The sequence below is a fragment of the Psychrobacillus sp. NPDC093200 genome (genome assembly GCF_050280345.1).
Lineage (GTDB): Bacteria > Bacillota > Bacilli > Bacillales_A > Planococcaceae > Psychrobacillus > Psychrobacillus faecigallinarum.
On sequence record NZ_JBNNVC010000001.1, the window covers coordinates 963,324 to 983,020 of the forward strand.

The window sequence follows — 19,697 nt, forward strand, 5'->3', positions numbered from 1 at the left end:
GAGGAAATGACCAATGACAAAAATTATCATTATAGATGATCACCAACTTTTCCGCGAGGGAGTAAAGAGAATACTAGACTTCGAAGATACGTTTGAAGTGGTGGCAGAAGGAAGCGACGGTAGCGATGTACTACGCTTATATGAACAATACTTACCAGATGTTGTACTAATGGACATCAACATGCCTACAAAAAATGGCGTAGACGCTACAGAAGAACTAATGGAAAAATTTCCAGATGCAAAAGTTATCATGCTTTCTATCCACGACGATGAATCATACGTATCGCACGCGTTGAAAACTGGTGCATTAGGCTATATGTTAAAAGAGATGGATGCTGTGGCAATCGTATCAGCGATTAAAGTAGTAGCTAAAGGCGGCTCTTATTTACATCCAAAAGTAACACGTAATCTAGTGGCAGAATTCCGTCGTTTAAGCGAGCGCGAAAACAAAGGAAACTTCCACCAAACAGAAATCCGTCGTCCATTCCATTTATTAACGAAACGCGAATGTGAAGTTTTACAATTATTAACAGACGGACAAAGCAACCGCACAATCGGAGAAACACTTTTCATCTCCGAAAAAACAGTAAAAAACCATGTATCTAGCATTCTACAAAAAATGAACGTAAACGACCGTACCCAAGCCGTAGTAACCGGCATCAAAAACGGTTGGGTTGAAGTTCGATAATACTTCATATGACATTTACACCCCCTCTAATCTTTTGATTGGAGGGGGTTTTGTTTTTTTGGTAATACCGGGGAGAAGAGAAGCTAAACTATTGGGAGAAGTAACGAACCAACAGTAAACATAAAAATGTTGCAGAGAAGCGACAGAACCTTGCGGAAATGGAATAGAACCTTGCAGAGACCGAGCTAAACCTTGCGGAAACGAGCACGAACGTTGCACAAACGAAAAAACATTGCGTAGACGAGACAGAACCTTGCGGAAATGGAATAGAACATTGCAGAGAAAGAGCTAAATCTTGCGGAAACGAATACGAACCTTGCACAAACGAAAAAACGTTGCAGAGATGAGACAGAACCTTGCGGAAACGGCACGAAACCTTGCAGAGACCGAGCTAAACCTTGCGGAAACGAACACGAACCTTGCACAAAAGAAAAACGTTGCAGAGAAGGGACAGAACCTTGCAAAAACGGCATGAAACCTTGCAGAGAAAGAGCTAAATCTTGCAGAAACGAGCACGAAAGTTGCACAAAAGAACAATGTTGCAAAGAAGGGACAGAACCTTGCGGAAATAGCACGAAACCTTGCATAAAGATTACCTTTAATTATTGCTTCCAAACAAAATATCTCTTTCTACCATTTCCATGACCTTCTAAACTCTCAAAATTGTTTAATAAACGGGATGCTGTGTAAGGAGATTCCACAAGACAAAAGTGACGAAAATCCTTAACGGTCATTTGAGAGCTAATTAGCAAATAGAATTCTCTAATAGCTACCTTATGTGCATTCCGATCATTCTTCCCACAGCTCCGACATTTCCAAGTGGAGTAGTGTCTAAGCATTCCAAACGTACCACACTTTGGACATTCCACTCCTCGCACTAAATCTCTAGGTGAAATACGATAATATTCACATAACGGAGGCATAATATACGGTGATAGATTTTTCTCGATGTGCGACGTAATTTCTACAAACTTGACCAAAGAAACTGGCTCACTTAAGCCGTTGCTATGCATTTGATAAATTTTCTCCATCATGCTTTCTAGCTTAAATATAGGATAGTGGGAAGGTTTCTGGCGAATGCGACTGGATTTAGCGGTTATAATGACTGCACCAGTAACTTTCATGGTAGGGCACACGTTTCGGAGAAATTCTTTCATGAAGCGAATGTTGCGTGTGAGTTGAAAGTAGGGATTAGGGAAGGGAGTTTCTGTTCCATCAACTTCTTTATAAAATTCTTCCTCTTTAAAATACAAGTTACCACTCATGTTTTTGGATTCGATAACCATACAGCAGCGATCGCTAACTATTAAACAATCAATTTGTACTTTCCAATCTTCTAACACCAATCCCACATCAGAAAACACTTGTAAATTTCCAGAAAGCCTTAATTCATCTAGCTTAGCTACCAACCGATCTTCTCCTCGGTCACCAGCTTCACTACGACGAATATCATCTGCCACCAGCATATATTTCTCATGCTCACCTAACAATCTTTTTAATAAAATCTTCTGTACAGGATACAATACTAATATTCACCTCCATTCTAATTATATATGTTACTTCAAACGTCAGAAAATTTCATTATTTTATAAATTGAAACTTATTCATTGAGTTTTCGTCATAACTATGACAAAATAACCAACAGCAGGAGGGAAACAGATGAGACTAATAATCCAAGTACTTACTCTCGCAGCAATTACACTAGGACTTGCTGCTTGTAATGATAAAGAAGAGGTAAATCCAAGTTCGGGATCAGTGAACGATTCAACCCCATCACAAACGGAGTCAGCAATCGATCATGGAGCAGAGGATAAATCAGACGTAGGCTTCCAAATGTCTTCTGGTGGAGACATTGAAGAGGCAGCTAATGTATCCGAGGAAGAAAAAACAGCAGTATTAAATGCATTTAACGAATACATTGAAGCATTTAACGAAGAAGATATAGACCGCTATTTAAGTGTAATCTCCAAAAAGCCAGAGGGCTTCAACTATGAATCCGAAAAAGAACTAGTATTGGAGACCTTCGAAAACTACGATACTGTACGTACAGCTGAGGACGTTACTATTATTGAATATAATGACAAAGAAGCTCAAGTATATTCAAATATCCATATTGCACTTCACGAGCCAGGGTCTGGAGCAAAACTCGATCGTAATGGTCGTCAGGTGACGGTTTTTGTGAAGGAAGAAGGCAAATGGGTGGTAACAAGTGTCTATTTTATAGGCGAAACAACTGAATAAATCACCATATCCCCAGCATATATGACAAATATCATGTTTGGGGTCTTTTTATGCTTTCCTTTCCAATCCATATTCAGTAAACTAGAGTTAGGAGAGTGATTTCTTACATGACAAAAACGGTAATAGTGACTGATAGTACAGCTTATATTCCAGAAGATAAACGAGCAAGTTTAAACATTAAAATGGTTCCTCTTAGTGTCGTAATTGGTAACGACACATATAGAGAAGAAATAGATATTAACGCTTATGAATTTTACGATAAAATCCGAAATGAAAAAGCACTTCCAAAAACCTCACAGCCTTCTCTAGGAAACTTCGTTAACACCTTCGAAGAGTTAGAGAAAGATTATGACACCATCATTTCTATCCATCTTTCTAGCGGAATTAGTGGAACATTGGCAGGAGCAGAGCAAGCAGGAGGTATGGTCGAAGGTATTGATGTGTATACATTCGATACAGAGATTTCTTGTATGGTTCAAGGCTTCTATGTAATCCGTGCTGCAGAAATGGCGCAGGCCGGTGAAACTCCAGAAGTAATTTTACAAGAATTAAACAAGATGAAACAATCGATGCGTGCATACTTCATGGTGGACAACCTAGATCATCTTCACCGTGGCGGCCGTCTAAACGGCTTCGAGCGTGTCATTGGATCTGTGCTTCAAGTGAAACCAATCCTTCATTTTGAAAATAAAGTCATCGTTCCATTTGAAAAAGTTCGCACTCGCAAGAAGGCAATGAAACGAATTGCAGATATGCTAGAGGAAGATGCAAGCAAATACGATAAAATCAAGGCTACTATTATTCATGCCAACAACGAGCAAGAGGCTATAGAATGGAAAATTCTTTTAGAAGCAATTATGCCAAACGTTGAATTTACAATCAGCTACTTTGGTCCGGTTATCGGTACGCACCTTGGAGAAGGCTCCATGGGACTAGGCTGGTACCACGTAGAATCATAATGAAACAAGTAAACGAGCAATTACAGCAATTTCTCACTGGACGCATATGGCTTCGCGCACACACGCCTTTTCCGCGCGAGGTCATAGACGACCATATCCTCAGCGGCCACATTCATCTAAAACCAGGAATCAAAACGATTAAACCTCAAACAATATTTCAATCAACGAAACACATCTGCAATCGATGTCACAACACAAATCCATCATTATTTTACTCTTTCCAATGCGCCTATTGTAATGAAACCTGTACCTACTGTCGTCATTGCATCCGTATGGGACGAGTTAGTAGTTGCTCTGAACTGATAACTTGGGTCAAGGAGCCAGCTATCGGAACAACCGAGGACATTTTTGATTGGTCCGGTCAGTTAACTGCACTTCAACAAAGGGCAAGTGAAGAGCTTTTAAACAGTGTCCAAAATAATCAGTCTCACCTTTTACATGCAGTCTGTGGAGCAGGCAAAACAGAGCTACTTTTTCCATCTATCTTTGCCTCTTTGCTAGCAGGCAAAAGAGTATGCGTCGCTGCACCAAGAACTGATGTCATTTTAGAGCTGTTCCCTCGTTTTCAAAAGGTGTTCCCAAAAACTATCATCCATGCACTTTACGGAGGAGCAACAGACCAGGAAGGCTTTGCCACATTAATCCTGGCTACTACCCATCAGCTATACCGATTCGAAGATGCTTTTGATGTCGTATTTGTCGATGAAGCAGATGCCTTCCCTTATTATGCAGATGAGACTCTTAGACAAGCGGTTGTAAATGCTGCAAAACCAAATGCCGCTATTCACTATGTAACAGCCACGCCCACCGATTCCCTTCAAACAGTCAACCAATCCATTCTCTCCAAGCGATATCACGGTTATCCATTGCCTGTGCCTAAATTCGATAGCCTTTGGGGATACGCTAGACAATTAAAAAAAGGTAAAGTCCCGCGCAAACTACAGCAATGGGTAGATGAAAAAATTCAAAAAAATATCCCATTTCTCGTATTCCTCCCAACTATTGAAATGCTAGAGCAATTCCCTGGTGACTTACCTCGGGTCTATGCTGAGCATCCAGATAGAAAGGAAAGAGTCATGCAGCTTCGCGAAAAGAAAGTGCCTGGTTTATTAACAACTACAATTTTAGAAAGAGGAATCACTATAGAAAATGTTCACGTTGCAGTAGTAGGAGCAGAGCAGGATATTTTTACTGCTAACGCTCTCATACAAATTAGCGGGAGAGTAGGACGCTCCGTCAAGCATCCAGACGGAGACATTGTTTTCTTTCATCATGGAATAAGTCATGCGATGGATGAGGCAAAGGAGGAAATTGAAAGGTGGAATGAGCTATAAACTGTTTGATTTGTGGGAGTATATTTTCACGCCCAGCGACATGGAGGCGACTATTCCTCTATGAAATCGAGATTGCTAGCTGTGATCGATGTCACCAAAAATTTGAGAGAGCGGAAGACTCATTTGATTTCTCTGACTTTATTGGGACCGCCTACGAAGGAGCAGTCGATCAAGTTACATCATTTTATGCTTACAATGATGCGATGAAAAACTATCTCCATCAATACAAGTTTCTACAGGATATTGCACTTGCTGGCGTATTTGCTCGTGAAATAAATGAACTTCTTCGCATTAAGCAAGGAATGGTTGTCCCTATACCTATGCACCCGGAAAAATTAAAGGAAAGAACCTTCTCCCAAGTGGAGGAACTTCTAAGTAAAGCCGAGATTCCATTCCAAAACCTTCTTGTGAAAACTACTAGTAGTGTGCAGGGAAAAAAGTCAAAGAAGGAACGTCTGGAAGCCGGGATTTTATTTGAATCTATAAAAGATGTCCAGCCAGTACACTATATTTTATTTGATGATATTTACACAACAGGTGCTACCATTCATCATGCTGCAAAAGTGATGAAGGATGCTGGTGCTAAGAGTGTGGAGGCAATTACTTTAATAAAAGGGTAATCTGCCGATATAAAAGACAACTAGCAGAAATAGTGGAGGTATGGTCATGGGAGAACTAAAGAATTGTCCATCATGTGGCGAGTTTTTTAACTATACTGGGTTAAGAGAAGTTTGTAATCCTTGTGCGATGAATGAGGAAAAGCTATACGAAATCGTCTATCGATTTTTAAGAAAACGAGAAAATCGCGCAGCTACTGTTGATAGAATCGTAGAGGTGACAGGAGTGGATGAGGACCTCTTACATAAATGGGTTCGCAAGGGAAGATTACAGCCAGCTCTATTTCCAAACTTAGGCTATCCATGTGACAGCTGTGGCAAATTAACACAAGTAGGAAAGCTTTGTGCAAAATGCTCCGATGAATTGAAATCTGGGCTACGCCAGTTTGAGGCCGCAAAAGAATTTCGTGATAAGGTAAATAATCAAGAGGCAGTCTATTATAAGGATCAAAAGTAACTCTCACCATGTGTGGGAGTTTTTTTATCTGGTTCAAACTAAGTGCCCTTTAAGGTCAACTGGAATAAGCTTCGGTCGATAGTTCTACCTACTTGCTTCAGTCATAGAAGTCTAGTCAAATGGTAATGCCCTAAGGCTCATTTCCTATACCAATCTTTTCCTACAAAAGAACTCTAAACACTTTTTAAAACTTACCGAAATATAGAATAGATACTAATAGAAAGAAAGGGGTATGTACATGAAAATCACAAATCTAGGTGTCAATCAGATCAATCCATACAAACGCAATCAAATGCAAACAGAAAAAACACAAAATGCTTTGAAGACAACTGCAGACCAGTTAGAAATTTCATCAGCAGCAAAAAGTATGCAGACGAAATCTCCGATAGAGGTAGAGCAGGCAGAGCGCGTTGCTGCTATTAAAGCAGACATCGAAGCAGGCACTTACAAAGTGGATGCGAAGCAGCTAGCTACAAACATTTTGAAATACTACCAAATTTAAAGGAGACCCGAGCATGTCCATCGATAAGATTCTGCACTCTCTAACAAACCTAAATATGCTTCACAAAAGTTTGTTAGAAATTGCGTACAAAAAAACAGAGGCCATCAAAACTGGGGACATGGACAGTCTTAACCAACTGCTCAAGGACGAGCAGGCGCACGTAGCCGGTATTTCTCAGCTAGAGCAACAGCGTCAATTAGAGGTAACGGATTACCTTAGAGCAAAAGGAATTGCTCCGATCGACAACCCAACTGTTGCACATGTCTTAGAAAACACCAACACTGAGGAAGAAAAGGAGCAGCTAAGTACTGCACGTAAACAGCTTCTTCTCACATTGGAAACATTGAAAAACCAAAATGACTTAAATCAAAAGCTAACATTCCAATCATTACAATTCGTCAATATGACGTTAGATATGCTACGACCAAAGCCAGACCAAATAAACTACTCAAAGAACGAAGTAAAGCGTCCTTCAAAGGATAAATCCTACTTCGATTCTCAAGCTTAAGGAGGCCAACCCATGCGCTCCACATTTATGGGATTAGAAGCAAGTAAAAGAGGATTATTCACACAGCAGTCAGCACTATATACAACAGGACATAATATTTCAAATGCCAACACTCTTGGGTACTCTCGTCAAAGAGTAAACATGGAAGCTACTTTAGGTTATCCAGGGACAGGTTTAAATGCACCAAAGACTGCCGGTCATATAGGTACGGGTGTACAGGCACAGTCAGTACAAAGAATAAGAGATAATTTTATTGATAGACAATATCGACAAGAAACCACAAAACTTGGTTATTGGGAATCACGTTCTAATGCGATTAGCCAAATAGAGGATATTGTAACAGAGCCTTCAGATTATGGTTTAAATGCAGCCCTTGATCAATTTTGGAGCTCTTTACATGACTTAAGTGGAAGTCCAGAAAATGCTGCAACACGGCAAGTTGTAATAAACCGCGCATTACATGTAGCAGATTCATTTAACTATACAAATAAGCAACTGTCTGATATTCAAGCAAATCTAGGAAATGAAATAAAAGTATCTACTGACGATATTAATTCTATATTAAAACAAATAGCCTCTATTAATGAACAAATTCAAGCAATTGAGCCTAATGGCTATATGCCCAATGATTTATATGATGCGAGAGATTCACTAATCGATGAGTTATCCCAGTACATGCCAATTGAAACTGAACGTGTACCATCAGGTGGTAACGCTTTAGCGATTGCAGAGGGAAGCTTGACTGTTACTATGAAGTTAAAAGATGGTACTAAAGTAGAACTAGTTAACGGGAAAGAATTTGCACAGCTTGAAACTTTAGATACTTCTAATAATAAATTGGATGGTACAGACCTCTCAGCAGGATTTAAGGAAATTAAAATTACAGGTTTAGGTGGCGAAACAATTACCTATGATCAATTAGATCCTTCAAAAGGAAAGTTAGTTTCACTAATTGACTCATTTGGTCACGGAGATCCTGCCACCGGTTATTTCACAGAAACATTAGCAAAATTAGATGCTATGGCCAATGCATTTGTGAAAGAGTTTAATGATATCCATAAACAAGGATTCACTCTTGCAGAAGGGGCGACTGCTAGTACTAATAATCAGGAGTTCTTTACTGGAGTAGGAGCTGCTGGAATTAAAGTTCTAGAAGATATTATAAAAAATCCAAATTTAATTGCTGTTTCTGACGCTGCTGGGGAAGTAGGAAACGGAAAAAATGCAATTAAATTAGCGAACATGAAATTTAATAAATTACCTGATTTAAGTGGAGCAACAGTACAATCTTTTTATCAAGGAGTTATTGGTAAACTTGGAGTTGATGGAGAGCAAGCGAATCGATTAACAACGAATGCTGGAACAATACTTCTAACGGTTGCAAATAATCGCGCTTCTGTAAGCTCCGTATCTCTTGATGAAGAAATGACCAATATGATTACATTCCAACAAGCGTACAATGCGAATGCCCGTATGATTACGGTAATTGATGAGACTCTAGACAAAATAATAAACGGCATGGGTCGAGTAGGCTTGTAGAAAGGGGATATTTAAATGCGTGTAACACAATCAATGCTTTCTAGTAATATGCTTCGTAATCTCTCTAATAGCTATTCAAAAATGGGGAAGCTGCAAAACCAAATTAACTCAGGTTCCAAAATCACTCGACCTTCAGATGACCCAGTTGTGGCTGTAAAAGGAATTGGCTATCGAACAAACTTAAACAAGGTTGAGCAATATAAACGGAATATGGGGGAAGTAGAAAATTGGTTAGATACTTCTGATGATACCCTTGATCATGTAGGCATCGCTCTTCGTCGTGTTCAAGAGCTTGTTACAAATGCCCCGAACGATACAAATACAGATGAAGATCGAGAAAAAATGAAGAAAGAAATAGATCAAATTAAATTGCAGATTCGAGATTTAGCGAATACAAAGGTTGGAGAAAAGTATTTATTTAGTGGTACAAATACTTTGAGTCCGGTTTTTTCAACAGATGGTACAAATGATATTTTTGCGGGAGTAATTATAAACCCAGCACGAGGAATAGAAGGTTCAATAGAAGATACTCCTCCTGCAAGTGGGTTTACTAATTCTGTTGAAATTGAAGTATATGATGGTGTTAATCTAAATGTAAACACTGATACACTTGAAATGTTTGCTCAAATAGACGATATGCTCACAAATATACAAAAAGATTTATCTACTGCGGGTACTAGCGGAGCACAAATAGGAAGTCATTTAAGTACAATAAGTACTGTGCAAAATAAAGTGCTTGAAAACCGTGCAGATATTGGTGCTCGACAAAATCGAGTAGATATGATGATTAATCGTCTTGCAACACAAGAAGTAGTTGTAACAAAGCAGCTTTCTGATAACGAAGACATTGATTATGAACGTGTTATTACAGATATGATTACCCAAGAATCTATTCACCAAGCAGCACTTTCAGTAGGTGCCAAAATCATTCAATCCACATTAGTAGATTTTATTAGATAATTCAAGGCGTTTGGACAACCTGTTCAAACGCTTTCTTTCGAGGTGAGACAAATGAATTTTCCAAAGCTTCAAATACGGACCACAGATGCAAAGCTAGGACTTAATATCGTTAATGCTAAGCAAACAATTAAACAACCGAAGGCAACTCAACATATTGAACAACCTGCTGCTATTGTAGATATAGAAACAACTCGTGGTATTATGAAGATTGATTCTTCTCAAGCAAGAAGAGATATAGGATTAATAGGACCCCTCGAATCTGCTTCTAACTTTGCGGCAGAGGGTCGGAAAAAAGCCATGCAAGGGATAGCCAGGCGTGTTAGGGAAGGAAACCAAATGATGGATATCGCACATAACCAAAATGCAGTACCATCTATTGCGAAGCAAAACACATTTCCTCATAAAAAGGCTTTAGGTATAGATTTTATTCCATCGGTAGGTTCTGTAAAATTAGATTATGAGCCAGCTAAGCTGGATATAAATGTTCAAACGCAAAAGCCTATAATAAATGCTCAAATTAACAAACCGGTTTATGGCTATACACCAGGTAAAGTATCAGGGGTTATGATGCAAAATCCAACGATTGAAATCGACTTCATAGTCTAAAGGAGTAAAAAACATGAACATTGAAACAAAATTTTTAGGATCAATGGCAATAGATGAAAAAGATATTATTCAATTTCCAGATGGAATACCAGGATTTGAAGAAATAAAGGAATTTGTAATTTTACCCTTAGAAAAAGATTCACCTTTCGCAGTACTTCAATCAATTAAAGAACAAGAAATTGGGTTTGTTATTGCTTTCCCTTTTGCATTTAAAAATGATTATACATTTGATGTTTCAGAGGACGATAAAGAGGACTTGCAAATAGAAAAAAGTGAAGATTTAATCACCTACTCCATTGTTACATTAAGAGATCCATTCCATAGTTCCACTTTAAATTTACAAGCACCCTTGTTGATTAATTACAAAAAGCGACTTGCAAAACAATTAGTATTACAAGATGCAACCACTTATCCGATTAGGTTTCCTATTGAAGGGAGTGCTATTTAATGCTTGTTCTTTCAAGAAAGAAAGATGAATCTATAATGATTGGTGATAAGATAGAATTAAAAATATTGAGCGTAGACGGAGATCAGGTGAAGCTAGGAATTGTAGCTCCCCAAAATGTAAAAGTATACCGTTCTGAAGTGTATGAAAGCATTCAACAGCAAAACAAAGAGGCATTAAATATCTCTAAATCATTAATTGAACAAATTTCAAAAAAAAATATTTAATAAACTATTAAACTATCTTTAACTTGTACGATAATACTAGTGTAAGGCAGAAATGGGGCGGCCGACCTTATACTGCCAAACAAATTCCACAAGGACGTGGAACTAATTAAACCAAAATTCAAGGAGGAATCTCACAATGAGAATTCAACACAACATTTCAGCTTTAAACACACACAGAAACTTAACAGCTAACCAAGGTTCATCTGCTAAAAACTTAGAAAAACTTTCTTCAGGTTTCAAAATCAACCGCGCTGGAGACGACGCTGCTGGTCTTGCAATCTCTGAAAAAATGCGTGGACAAATCCGCGGTTTAGATATGGCTACTAAAAACTCTCAAGATTCAATCTCTCTAATCCAAACTGCTGAGGGTGCTCTTAACGAAACGCATTCAATTCTACAACGTATGCGTGAATTAGCAGTTCAATCTTCAAATGATACTAATACAACTTCTGACCGTGGAGAATTACAAAAAGAAGTTAAAGAATTAATCACTGAAATTGGACGTATTGCTAGCGATACAGAATTCAATACAAAGAAATTATTAAATGGTTCTGCTTCTGCACTTAACTTCCATATTGGAGCTAACGAAGGACAAAGTATTACATTAGCTATTTCTGATATGAGAGCAACTGCTTTAGGTGTAGATGCTATTACTATCTCTTCACAAGCAACTGCGGATGCTGCTATCACTACTATTCAAAAAGCTATTGATGATGTTTCTGCTGAGCGTGCAAAACTTGGTGCTAACCAAAACCGTCTAGAACACACAATCAACAACCTTGGAACTTCATCAGAGAACTTAACTGCAGCTGAATCTCGTATCCGTGACGTAGATATGGCTAAAGAAATGATGAACTTCACTAAAAATAATATCTTGACTCAAGCAGCTCAATCTATGCTTGCTCAAGCTAACCAACAACCACAAGGTGTACTTCAATTATTACAATAATCGTAAATGAAAAACCGAATTCCTTTTTGGAATTCGGTTTTTTTTATTGATATTTATTTATTCTCGCCGATATAGAACAAGAGGTGGAATTTGTGAATCTTGAAATAGAAAATATTAAAACTAAAACAAATGGATTTACTTTGAGAATAAACGGATATTTTTTGCATAGTAAATATAATCCAGTTAAAGAAGCCGAACAATTAGCCATTAATCATTTAAAAAAAAATCATATCCATATACTGTTTGGTAATGGTCTGGGGTATATAACAGAAGCTTTACTTTCGAAAATGGACGCTAAAAGTACATTATTGGTAGTGGATCCGTTAGTAGATGAATTATATAAATATAGTAAAAATACAAATAAAGCAACTATTATAAAGCAACTTACAAACGAAAACTTTGGAACTTATTTGGGAGCAAGCCTGGATAATTATAATAGAAATGTCACTATTTTTTCTTCACCAAATTACGATAAGTTATTCCCAAAAGAGTACAAAGAACTATTAAAATTAGTCAAAAATAAATTAAATTTAAATATCATAAATGAAAATACAGTTCGTTTTTTTGCTGACACTTGGCAGAAAAATTATATTAATAATCTCTTCTTGGCTCAGAAGGATTACTCAGTGAAAATATTAAATAAAAAATTTAACTGTCCCGTTATCATAGCATCAGGTGGACCATCATTAACAAAACAAATTCCTATGTTAAAAGAAAAATTGGAAAATGTCTTGTTAATTGCAGCGGGTTCAACTGTAAATACTCTGCTTTCACATGGAATTGAACCTGATTTTGTAATTTCAGTTGATGGTGGAATAGAGAATTACAATCATTTTCAAGAATTAAAGTTAAAAAAGCCACACCTTATATATAGTATGACAAATCATTATAAAATTAGAGACTCATTTCATTCTAAGTGTTTCTTTTTCGTTTCAAATGAATTTGTGAACTCAAAGGATAATATTGAGTATACTTTAAATAGGGAAGTTCCAATCATATTTGGTGGAGGCTCTGTAGCAAACTATGCATTTTCCATAGCAAGTTACATCTCAAATGGACCTATAGCATTGATAGGTCAAGACCTAGCATATACTTCCAATAAAACACATGCAGAGCATAATAAACACTATAAGATAATTGATGATCAATATAGAGAAGAAAGAGGGATGTTTTACGTTAAGGGTTATAATAACGAAGATGTCCTTACTGATTATGCATTTTTGTCAATGAAAGACACTTTTGAAAGACTTGTGAGTATAGTAAAACATGAAAATTCTATCTATAATTGTACAGAAGGTGGTGTGTTTATAGAAGGATTTAAACATGATACCTTTAATAATTTCTGCAGAAAATACGTAGGGAACAAAATTCAAAAGGATATTTTATTTCCTAATGAAATTAATGATTATAATGGATTTACAGAAAAAATTAAAGAGGAAATGACAAATTATAATAAAATTATTAGTTATTTAAATATAGGTTTACGGGAATTGAATAATAATAAAAACAATGTAGCTTTTTCAAATAATAGTTTAAGGAAATTGAAAAATGTGGATGAGGAAATAGGAAGGTTGTTCTCTAAAGTGTCTATGAGCACAATAATAAATCCTATTACAATAGATATTTTAAAAAAATTTCAAGAAAAAGAAGGTGAAACAACAATTGAAACCTTCAATCGAATTTATAACCAAAATAAAGAACTTTATTCTAGATTACTAGAAGCTGCAATAATATCAAAAAAATATACAGAGAACTTAGTAAAAAAAATAGAGAGTTGAAGAGGATGAAATTAATGAGCGATTTATTAAAAGATACAGTAGAGAGTTACAATAATTATTTAGTAAGATTGCCTATAGGTTGCCAAGAAATTTCGGACTTACTTAGAAAAGATCATATTATGGATGCCATGAATTTAATTACTAATTTTAGTGAAGGAGTTATATGGTTAACAACTGCTAACGACTTTTTTTTAAAGAGTAACTTACAAAGTGAATTAAATGCTAAAAAAATTCATGAGTTTTTATACGAAGTAAATAGTGGATTAGAAATTCAAGATTATATTCTTATTGCTGATATGTTTGAATACGAAATAAAACCTTTTTTTGACGAATGTCCAGCAATAGGATTTACAAACTGATTATGGAATTTAAGGTTGAGGTTGCCAAAAATGGGGAAAACACCTTACTCTTTAATGGAAAATATATTTATAGCAAATATAATCCTTCCAAAGATGCCGAAAAGTTTATTGAGAATGAAGTAGACTTTGACGCAAAAGGGTATTTATTGGTTGGTTTAGGATTAGGTTATCATTTAGAAAGTTTATTAAATCTAGCTCCCAATAAAAATATATTGTTATTATTGTTAGACATAGAAGAAATGAATATTTTTAAAAAACATTCCAGAGACAAGCAAATAATCTGTCAGAAAAATGTTAAGCTTATTAAAGCAGGAGATAAAATTCAAGACTATTTAGACTATCAAGTGATTTTACCGAATGTCTGGTTAAAAGCAATTTCTGAAAACCATCCATATTTTACAATTTTAGAGGATATTAAAATTAGACAAATGAGTTATAACTCTACAGCGCAACTTTTAAAAAGTAACTTTTTAAGTAATATTCAAAATAGAAACTTGTATGTTAATGGATTAAAAAATACTTTTGAAAATAAAAGTGCCTGTCTGGTATCAGGTGGCCCATCTTTAAATGAGACTGTGAAATGGCTTCAAAAAGCAAAAAACAAAACTTTCATTTTAAGTGTAGGTTCTTCATTGAAAACATTATTAATGCATGATGTTGTTCCTGATGCAATTATCATCACGGATCCGTCAATAAATGTTGTAAAACAAATAGAAGATAGTCGATATAAAGGCCTTTTGTTTTATTTATCAACAGCTAATAATGAAATGTCAAAGAAACATGATGGTCCTAAAATATTGTTATTTCAGCAGGGATATTTTCTGGCAGAGCAATATGTATTAAAAAACGAAAGTCCACTAATGGAGACTGGTGGGTCTGTTGCAACCACTGCAATTTCGCTTATTGAATATTTAGGCTTTAAAAAACTTTTTTTATTTGGTCAAGATTTGGGGTTTAAAGGTAAGAGAACACATTCTAATACATCCACTTCTGGGATTGAAATAGCTGAAAGTTTTAACTTTAGAAAAATACTTTCTAACAACGGGGAAATGATTAATACAACTCCTAATTTAAGTACCTATCATCGTTGGATAGAAAGAAAGGCAAGAAAGTCAAAAATGAAAATTTTTAACACGGCAAAAGATGGAGCTAAAATTGAGAATGTTCCAATGATAAAACAAGATATTTTTGTAGAATATCTCCAATCTCTTTCAGATTGTCAGTTTAAACAAGTATTAGAAAATAAGTTGAAAAACTAAAAAAGGTGAAATCAATGCAAAATAAGACATTATCTAAAAAAACGATATTAGTAACGGGTGGAACTGGATCATTCGGGAAAAAAATTATACGTAAATTACTAGAATTTGATATAAAAAAGGTTATTGTTTTCAGTAGAGATGAGTTAAAACAATATGAGATGGCACAGGAATTTCATGATAATAGAATTAGGTTCTTTATAGGTGATGTTAGAGATAAAGATAGACTTTATCGTGCATTTGATGGAGTAGATATTGTCATTCATGCAGCAGCAATGAAGCATGTTGAAGCATGTGAATACAATCCCTTTGAAGCTGTAAAGACAAATATTCATGGTGCGCAAAATATTATAGAAGCTGCTATAGACCGTGGTGTAGAGAAAGTCATAGCTCTTAGTACAGATAAAGCATGTAGCCCAGTGAATCTTTACGGAGCAACTAAACTAGCATCGGACAAATTATTTGTTGCGGGAAATTCTTACGTTGGTGAAAAGAAAACTCGTTTTTCTGTTGTTAGATACGGAAATGTCGTTGGTAGTCGAGGAAGTGTAGTACCATTCTTCAAAAAGTTAAAGGAGACAGGTACCTTGCCTATTACTGATGAGCGTATGACACGATTTTGGATTACTCTTGATCAAGGAGTTCAGTTTGTTTTAGATAATTTAGAGCGAATGCATGGTGGAGAGATTTTTATTCCTAAAATTCCAAGTATGAAAGTTACAGATTTAGCAATTGCAATAGCGCCTGAATGTGAAACTAAAATTGTAGGGATTCGTGCAGGGGAAAAATTACATGAAGCTATGATTACCGAAGATGACGCTCGTCATACAGTTGAGTTTGATGATTATTTTATCATACAACCTGAATTTTCTTGGTGGTCCAAAGAATTTGCTACGGGAGGAAAGCTTCTTCCAGAAGGGTTTAAATATGCAAGCGATATTAATAATGAATGGTTATCTGTTGAACAATTAAAAGAATTGGTGGAAGAGATTTAGGCACCGTTTTAAGCATTTACATATCAGATAATTTTTTGAAAGAAAGCGAAGAGTGACGTTTTATGAAAATAGTAGCGATAATTCAAGCTAGAATGACTTCCACACGTTTACCAGGAAAAGTTTTAATGCAAGTAATGAATAAGCCGTTACTAGCATATCAGTTAGAACGTGTGAAGTTATCAAAACTTATTGATGAGATTGTTGTAGCAACAACATTAAATGATACCGATATACCCATCGTCGAATTATGTGAGCAGTTAAGCATATCATGTTATCGCGGTTCCGAATTGGATGTTCTCTCAAGATACTACGAAGCAGCAATAGAACATAAAGCGGACATAGTAGTAAGACTTACATCAGATTGTCCACTTATAGATCCTGAAATAATAGATCAAGTAATTAATTATTATCTTAATCATAATTATGATTATGTTTCAAATACACAAGTGAGAAGTTTCCCTAGAGGAATGGATACAGAAGTATTTTCTCTTGAAGATTTAGAATTAGCTTTTAATAATGGTAGCAAAGACTATGAAAGAGAACATGTTACCCCTTATTTTTATTTGAATAAGGAGCTTTTTTCAATTGGGCAAGTGATATATGAAGATGATAAAAGCAATTTTCGCCTTACAGTAGATACAAAAGAAGATTTAGAGTTGATAACGATCTTATTGGAAAAATTGTATCTTAAAAATGGAGATTTTGGTTTAAATAATATTATTGAAGAGTTAGAAAAAGATACAAGTCTTGCTAAAATTAATGCTCATATCGAGCAAAAAAAATTGGGTGAGTAATTATAATGAAAATTATATTAATCGGTTCAACAGGAATGCTTGGGCAAGAGTTGTACAAAAAGTTCTCGCAAAAGGATTTTGAGATCTTGACCATATCAAGATCAAACAGTACAAATAATGTTGATTTATTAATAGATTCTAAAAAGGTAACAGATTTAATCACCCAAGAAAAACCAAATATCGTAGTGAATTGTGCAGCAATGATAAATTTAAAAGAATGTGAAAAAAACGTTAATAATGCATATATGTTAAATGCTAGGTTACCATCCATTATTGCAAGAGCTTGTAGTGAAATTAACTGTTATTTTATTCAAATTTCTACTGATCATTACTATGAAAATGATAAGAATCTACAACACTCTGAAAATGATACTGTTGTTTTATTGAATGAGTATGCTCGAACAAAGTATGCAGGCGAAGTCTTTGCATTAACAAATAACAATTCTCTTGTCGTAAGAACAAACATAGTAGGATTTAGAAATAAAAAGGATGAACCAACTTTTATTGAATGGGTTATTAAGTCATTAGTACAAGAACAAACTATTGTAGGTTTTGAAGATTTTTACACATCAAGTATTGATATTTATAGTTTTTCAAATATTTTAATAGAACTAATTGAGCAAAAATATAAAGGTATCATTAATATAGGTGCTAAAGATGTATATAGTAAGTATGATTTTATTTATGAGCTTGCAAAGAAATTTGGAAAAGAAGGAAATGTAGTTAGAGGGAAATTAAACGATTTTCAAGAAATTAAAAGAGCAAATTCATTAGGTTTAGACATTTCTAAATTACAAAAAGTTCTTCATAAACAACAGGTTCCTTCAAGTAAAGAGGTTATCAACCGATTATACGAAAAATTTAAAGAAGGTGAATTTCATGAATTATCATAGTGAGATTAATATAGGTAGTCAAAAAATCTCTATAAATGATCCAACTTATTTTATTGCAGATGTTGCTTCGAATCATGATGGAGATTTAGCTCGTGCTAAAGAATTGATTTGGTTGTCGAAGGAAGCTGGGGCAGATGCAGTAAAATTTCAGCATTTTCATGCTGATAAAATAGTAAGTGATCAAGGATTTAAGAGTCTTGGAAGACAAAGTAGTCATCAATCGAAATGGGAGAAAAGTGTATACGATGTTTTTAAAAAATATGAGCTAAACAGAGATTGGAATCTAGAATTAGTTAAAGAAGCCCAAAAAGCAAAAATTGAATTTCTCACAACACCATATGATATTGATGCTGTTGATGAAATAAATAATCATTTGTCTGCATTTAAAATTGGTTCTGGTGATATTTCATGGATTGAATTTATTAAATATATAGCACAAAAAGGTAAGCCGACTTTATTAGCAACTGGGGCATCAGATTTTTCTGATGTAAAGCGTGCGGTCAATGCAATAACGAATATTAATCCTAAGATTGTACTAATGCAGTGCAATACAAATTATACGGGAAGTTTAGAAAATTTTAAATATATTAATCTAAATGTATTAAAAACTTATTCTTTAATGTATCCAAATATGATTTTGGGTTTGTCTGATCATACACCAGGCCACTCTACTGTTTTAGGAGCCATAGCACTGGGGGCAAGAGTAATAGAGAAGCATTTCACAGATGATAATAACCGTATTGGACCAGATCATCCATTTTCTATGAACCCATCTAGTTGGTGTGAAATGGTGAATAGGACAAGAGAATTAGAAAATGCCCTTGGTGACGGGGTTAAAGTAATAGAAGAAAACGAAAAGGAAACAGTTATTGTTCAACAAAGAGGAATCTATTTAAAAGAGAATGTGACTAAAGGACATTTCCTTACTATAAAAGATTTTGAGTTTTTAAGACCAGCACTTAAGAATGGATACCTTCCTTATGAGGCAGAAGAACTTGTTGGAATGGAAATGAAATATGAAAAGAAGGTAGGAGAGCCTTTAATTAAAGGAGATTTACAATGATAAAGGGTAAGTTTACTGGACTTAGAGCAATTGAAAGAACAGATTTGCCCATTCTCTTAGAATGGAGGAATAAACCTGAATTTCGTATGTTTTTTAGAGAACATAAAGAACTAAATATGGAAAATCAACAATCTTGGTTCGATAATTATGTAATACTTGATTCTAATACTAGAATGTTTGCAATTATCGAACTAAGCACACAAGAGTTGATTGGCGCTTGTGGTCTTTGCTATATTGATTGGGTGAACAGAAGCGCAGATTTCTCAATATATATAGGAAAAAATGATTTATATATTGATGATATATTATCAATAGATGCTGCTCTTTCAATGGAAAAGTATGCATTTGAAGAATTAAATCTTCATAGACTCTGGGCTGAAATCTACTCAATTGATGAAAAGAAAATAAAGTTTTTTAATAAATTGCAATTTGAACAGGAAGGTCACTTAAAAGAGACTCATTGGACAACAGGACGTTGGGTAGATTCATTATATTTTGGGAAAATAAATAAAAATAATTGAGTTAAA

Annotated in this window: 24 protein-coding genes; 23 read left to right on the forward strand and 1 reads right to left on the reverse strand. The window is 35.2% G+C overall.

Features of this window, described 5'->3' with window-relative positions; translation table 11 throughout:
* Nucleotides 1-13: 13 nt before the first annotated feature.
* Entirely contained in the window at nt 14-688 is a 675-nt protein-coding gene (locus ACQKNZ_RS04675) for a response regulator (protein ID WP_144537553.1), read from the forward strand.
* 295 nt (nt 689-983) lie between these two features.
* Nucleotides 984-1,163: a hypothetical protein gene (locus ACQKNZ_RS04680; RefSeq protein WP_427658370.1), complete on the forward strand. Its 180-nt coding sequence runs from the start codon at nt 984-986 to the stop codon at nt 1,161-1,163.
* A gap of 127 nt (nt 1,164-1,290) precedes the next feature.
* Here ACQKNZ_RS04680 and ACQKNZ_RS04685 read toward each other — a convergent pair whose 3' ends face one another.
* Nucleotides 1,291-2,211 (reverse strand): nuclease-related domain-containing protein, encoded by a 921-nt coding sequence (locus ACQKNZ_RS04685; protein ID WP_427658372.1) that lies wholly within the window; start codon nt 2,209-2,211, stop codon nt 1,291-1,293.
* Nucleotides 2,212-2,347: 136 nt separating this feature from the next.
* On the opposite strand from ACQKNZ_RS04685, the gene ACQKNZ_RS04690 reads away from it, so the two are divergent.
* From ACQKNZ_RS04690 to ACQKNZ_RS04790, 21 genes are all read left to right on the forward strand, one after another.
* Nucleotides 2,348-2,929: a nuclear transport factor 2 family protein gene (locus tag ACQKNZ_RS04690; RefSeq protein WP_427658374.1), complete on the forward strand. Its 582-nt coding sequence runs from the start codon at nt 2,348-2,350 to the stop codon at nt 2,927-2,929.
* Between the two features lie 107 nt (nt 2,930-3,036).
* On the forward strand, nt 3,037-3,888 hold the full coding sequence (locus ACQKNZ_RS04695; protein ID WP_144537559.1) for a DegV family protein: 852 nt from the start codon (nt 3,037-3,039) through the stop codon (nt 3,886-3,888).
* A gap of 272 nt (nt 3,889-4,160) precedes the next feature.
* Nucleotides 4,161-5,222, forward strand: coding sequence for a DEAD/DEAH box helicase (locus ACQKNZ_RS04700; RefSeq protein ID WP_427658375.1), 1,062 nt, complete (start codon nt 4,161-4,163; stop codon nt 5,220-5,222).
* Nucleotides 5,223-5,227: 5 nt separating this feature from the next.
* Nucleotides 5,228-5,842 (forward strand): ComF family protein, encoded by a 615-nt coding sequence (locus ACQKNZ_RS04705; RefSeq protein WP_144537563.1) that lies wholly within the window; start codon nt 5,228-5,230, stop codon nt 5,840-5,842.
* Between the two features lie 46 nt (nt 5,843-5,888).
* A complete protein-coding gene (locus ACQKNZ_RS04710; protein ID WP_144537565.1) occupies nt 5,889-6,296 on the forward strand; it encodes a TIGR03826 family flagellar region protein in 408 nt (135 codons plus the stop codon).
* A 238-nt stretch (nt 6,297-6,534) separates the two neighbouring features.
* Nucleotides 6,535-6,798, forward strand: a complete 264-nt coding sequence (gene flgM, locus ACQKNZ_RS04715; protein ID WP_427658377.1) for a flagellar biosynthesis anti-sigma factor FlgM — start codon at nt 6,535-6,537, stop codon at nt 6,796-6,798.
* A 13-nt stretch (nt 6,799-6,811) separates the two neighbouring features.
* On the forward strand, nt 6,812-7,306 hold the full coding sequence (locus tag ACQKNZ_RS04720) for a flagellar protein FlgN (RefSeq protein WP_191696510.1): 495 nt from the start codon (nt 6,812-6,814) through the stop codon (nt 7,304-7,306).
* A 12-nt stretch (nt 7,307-7,318) separates the two neighbouring features.
* On the forward strand, nt 7,319-8,845 hold the full coding sequence (gene flgK, locus ACQKNZ_RS04725) for a flagellar hook-associated protein FlgK (protein WP_427658379.1): 1,527 nt from the start codon (nt 7,319-7,321) through the stop codon (nt 8,843-8,845).
* Nucleotides 8,846-8,860: 15 nt separating this feature from the next.
* Nucleotides 8,861-9,805 carry a flagellar hook-associated protein FlgL gene (gene flgL / locus ACQKNZ_RS04730; RefSeq protein ID WP_427658381.1) on the forward strand — a complete coding sequence of 315 codons (945 nt, stop codon included), beginning with the start codon at nt 8,861-8,863 and terminating at the stop codon, nt 9,803-9,805.
* 51 nt (nt 9,806-9,856) lie between these two features.
* Entirely contained in the window at nt 9,857-10,411 is a 555-nt protein-coding gene (locus ACQKNZ_RS04735) for a DUF6470 family protein (RefSeq protein WP_340862765.1), read from the forward strand.
* Between the two features lie 13 nt (nt 10,412-10,424).
* Nucleotides 10,425-10,859 carry a flagellar assembly protein FliW gene (fliW, locus tag ACQKNZ_RS04740; RefSeq protein ID WP_154311302.1) on the forward strand — a complete coding sequence of 145 codons (435 nt, stop codon included), beginning with the start codon at nt 10,425-10,427 and terminating at the stop codon, nt 10,857-10,859.
* Nucleotides 10,859-11,083, forward strand: a complete 225-nt coding sequence (gene csrA, locus ACQKNZ_RS04745) for a carbon storage regulator CsrA (RefSeq protein ID WP_151110906.1) — start codon at nt 10,859-10,861, stop codon at nt 11,081-11,083. The genes fliW and csrA overlap by 1 nt, the downstream gene beginning before the upstream one ends.
* Before the next feature lie 136 nt (nt 11,084-11,219).
* The gene (locus ACQKNZ_RS04750; RefSeq protein ID WP_340862766.1) at nt 11,220-12,032 is read left to right on the forward strand and encodes a flagellin; all 813 of its coding nucleotides are present in this window, start codon (nt 11,220-11,222) and stop codon (nt 12,030-12,032) included.
* Between the two features lie 92 nt (nt 12,033-12,124).
* Nucleotides 12,125-13,810, forward strand: coding sequence for a motility associated factor glycosyltransferase family protein (locus ACQKNZ_RS04755; RefSeq protein ID WP_427658384.1), 1,686 nt, complete (start codon nt 12,125-12,127; stop codon nt 13,808-13,810).
* Nucleotides 13,811-13,824: 14 nt separating this feature from the next.
* Complete coding sequence (locus ACQKNZ_RS04760; RefSeq protein WP_427658386.1) at nt 13,825-14,169, forward strand: hypothetical protein; 345 nt, start codon at nt 13,825-13,827, stop codon at nt 14,167-14,169.
* A gap of 2 nt (nt 14,170-14,171) precedes the next feature.
* Complete coding sequence (locus ACQKNZ_RS04765; RefSeq protein WP_427658388.1) at nt 14,172-15,428, forward strand: motility associated factor glycosyltransferase family protein; 1,257 nt, start codon at nt 14,172-14,174, stop codon at nt 15,426-15,428.
* A gap of 14 nt (nt 15,429-15,442) precedes the next feature.
* Nucleotides 15,443-16,420 (forward strand): UDP-N-acetylglucosamine 4,6-dehydratase (inverting), encoded by a 978-nt coding sequence (gene pseB, locus ACQKNZ_RS04770; protein ID WP_340862770.1) that lies wholly within the window; start codon nt 15,443-15,445, stop codon nt 16,418-16,420.
* 62 nt (nt 16,421-16,482) lie between these two features.
* Nucleotides 16,483-17,214, forward strand: coding sequence for a glycosyltransferase family protein (locus ACQKNZ_RS04775; RefSeq protein ID WP_340862771.1), 732 nt, complete (start codon nt 16,483-16,485; stop codon nt 17,212-17,214).
* A 5-nt stretch (nt 17,215-17,219) separates the two neighbouring features.
* A complete protein-coding gene (locus tag ACQKNZ_RS04780; protein WP_340862772.1) occupies nt 17,220-18,107 on the forward strand; it encodes an SDR family oxidoreductase in 888 nt (295 codons plus the stop codon).
* Nucleotides 18,094-19,170 (forward strand): N-acetylneuraminate synthase family protein, encoded by a 1,077-nt coding sequence (locus tag ACQKNZ_RS04785; RefSeq protein WP_427658391.1) that lies wholly within the window; start codon nt 18,094-18,096, stop codon nt 19,168-19,170. Before ACQKNZ_RS04780 ends, ACQKNZ_RS04785 begins: the two co-directional genes overlap by 14 nt.
* Complete coding sequence (locus ACQKNZ_RS04790; protein WP_340862774.1) at nt 19,167-19,691, forward strand: GNAT family protein; 525 nt, start codon at nt 19,167-19,169, stop codon at nt 19,689-19,691. The genes ACQKNZ_RS04785 and ACQKNZ_RS04790 overlap by 4 nt, the downstream gene beginning before the upstream one ends.
* The last annotated feature ends 6 nt before the right edge of the window (nt 19,692-19,697 follow it).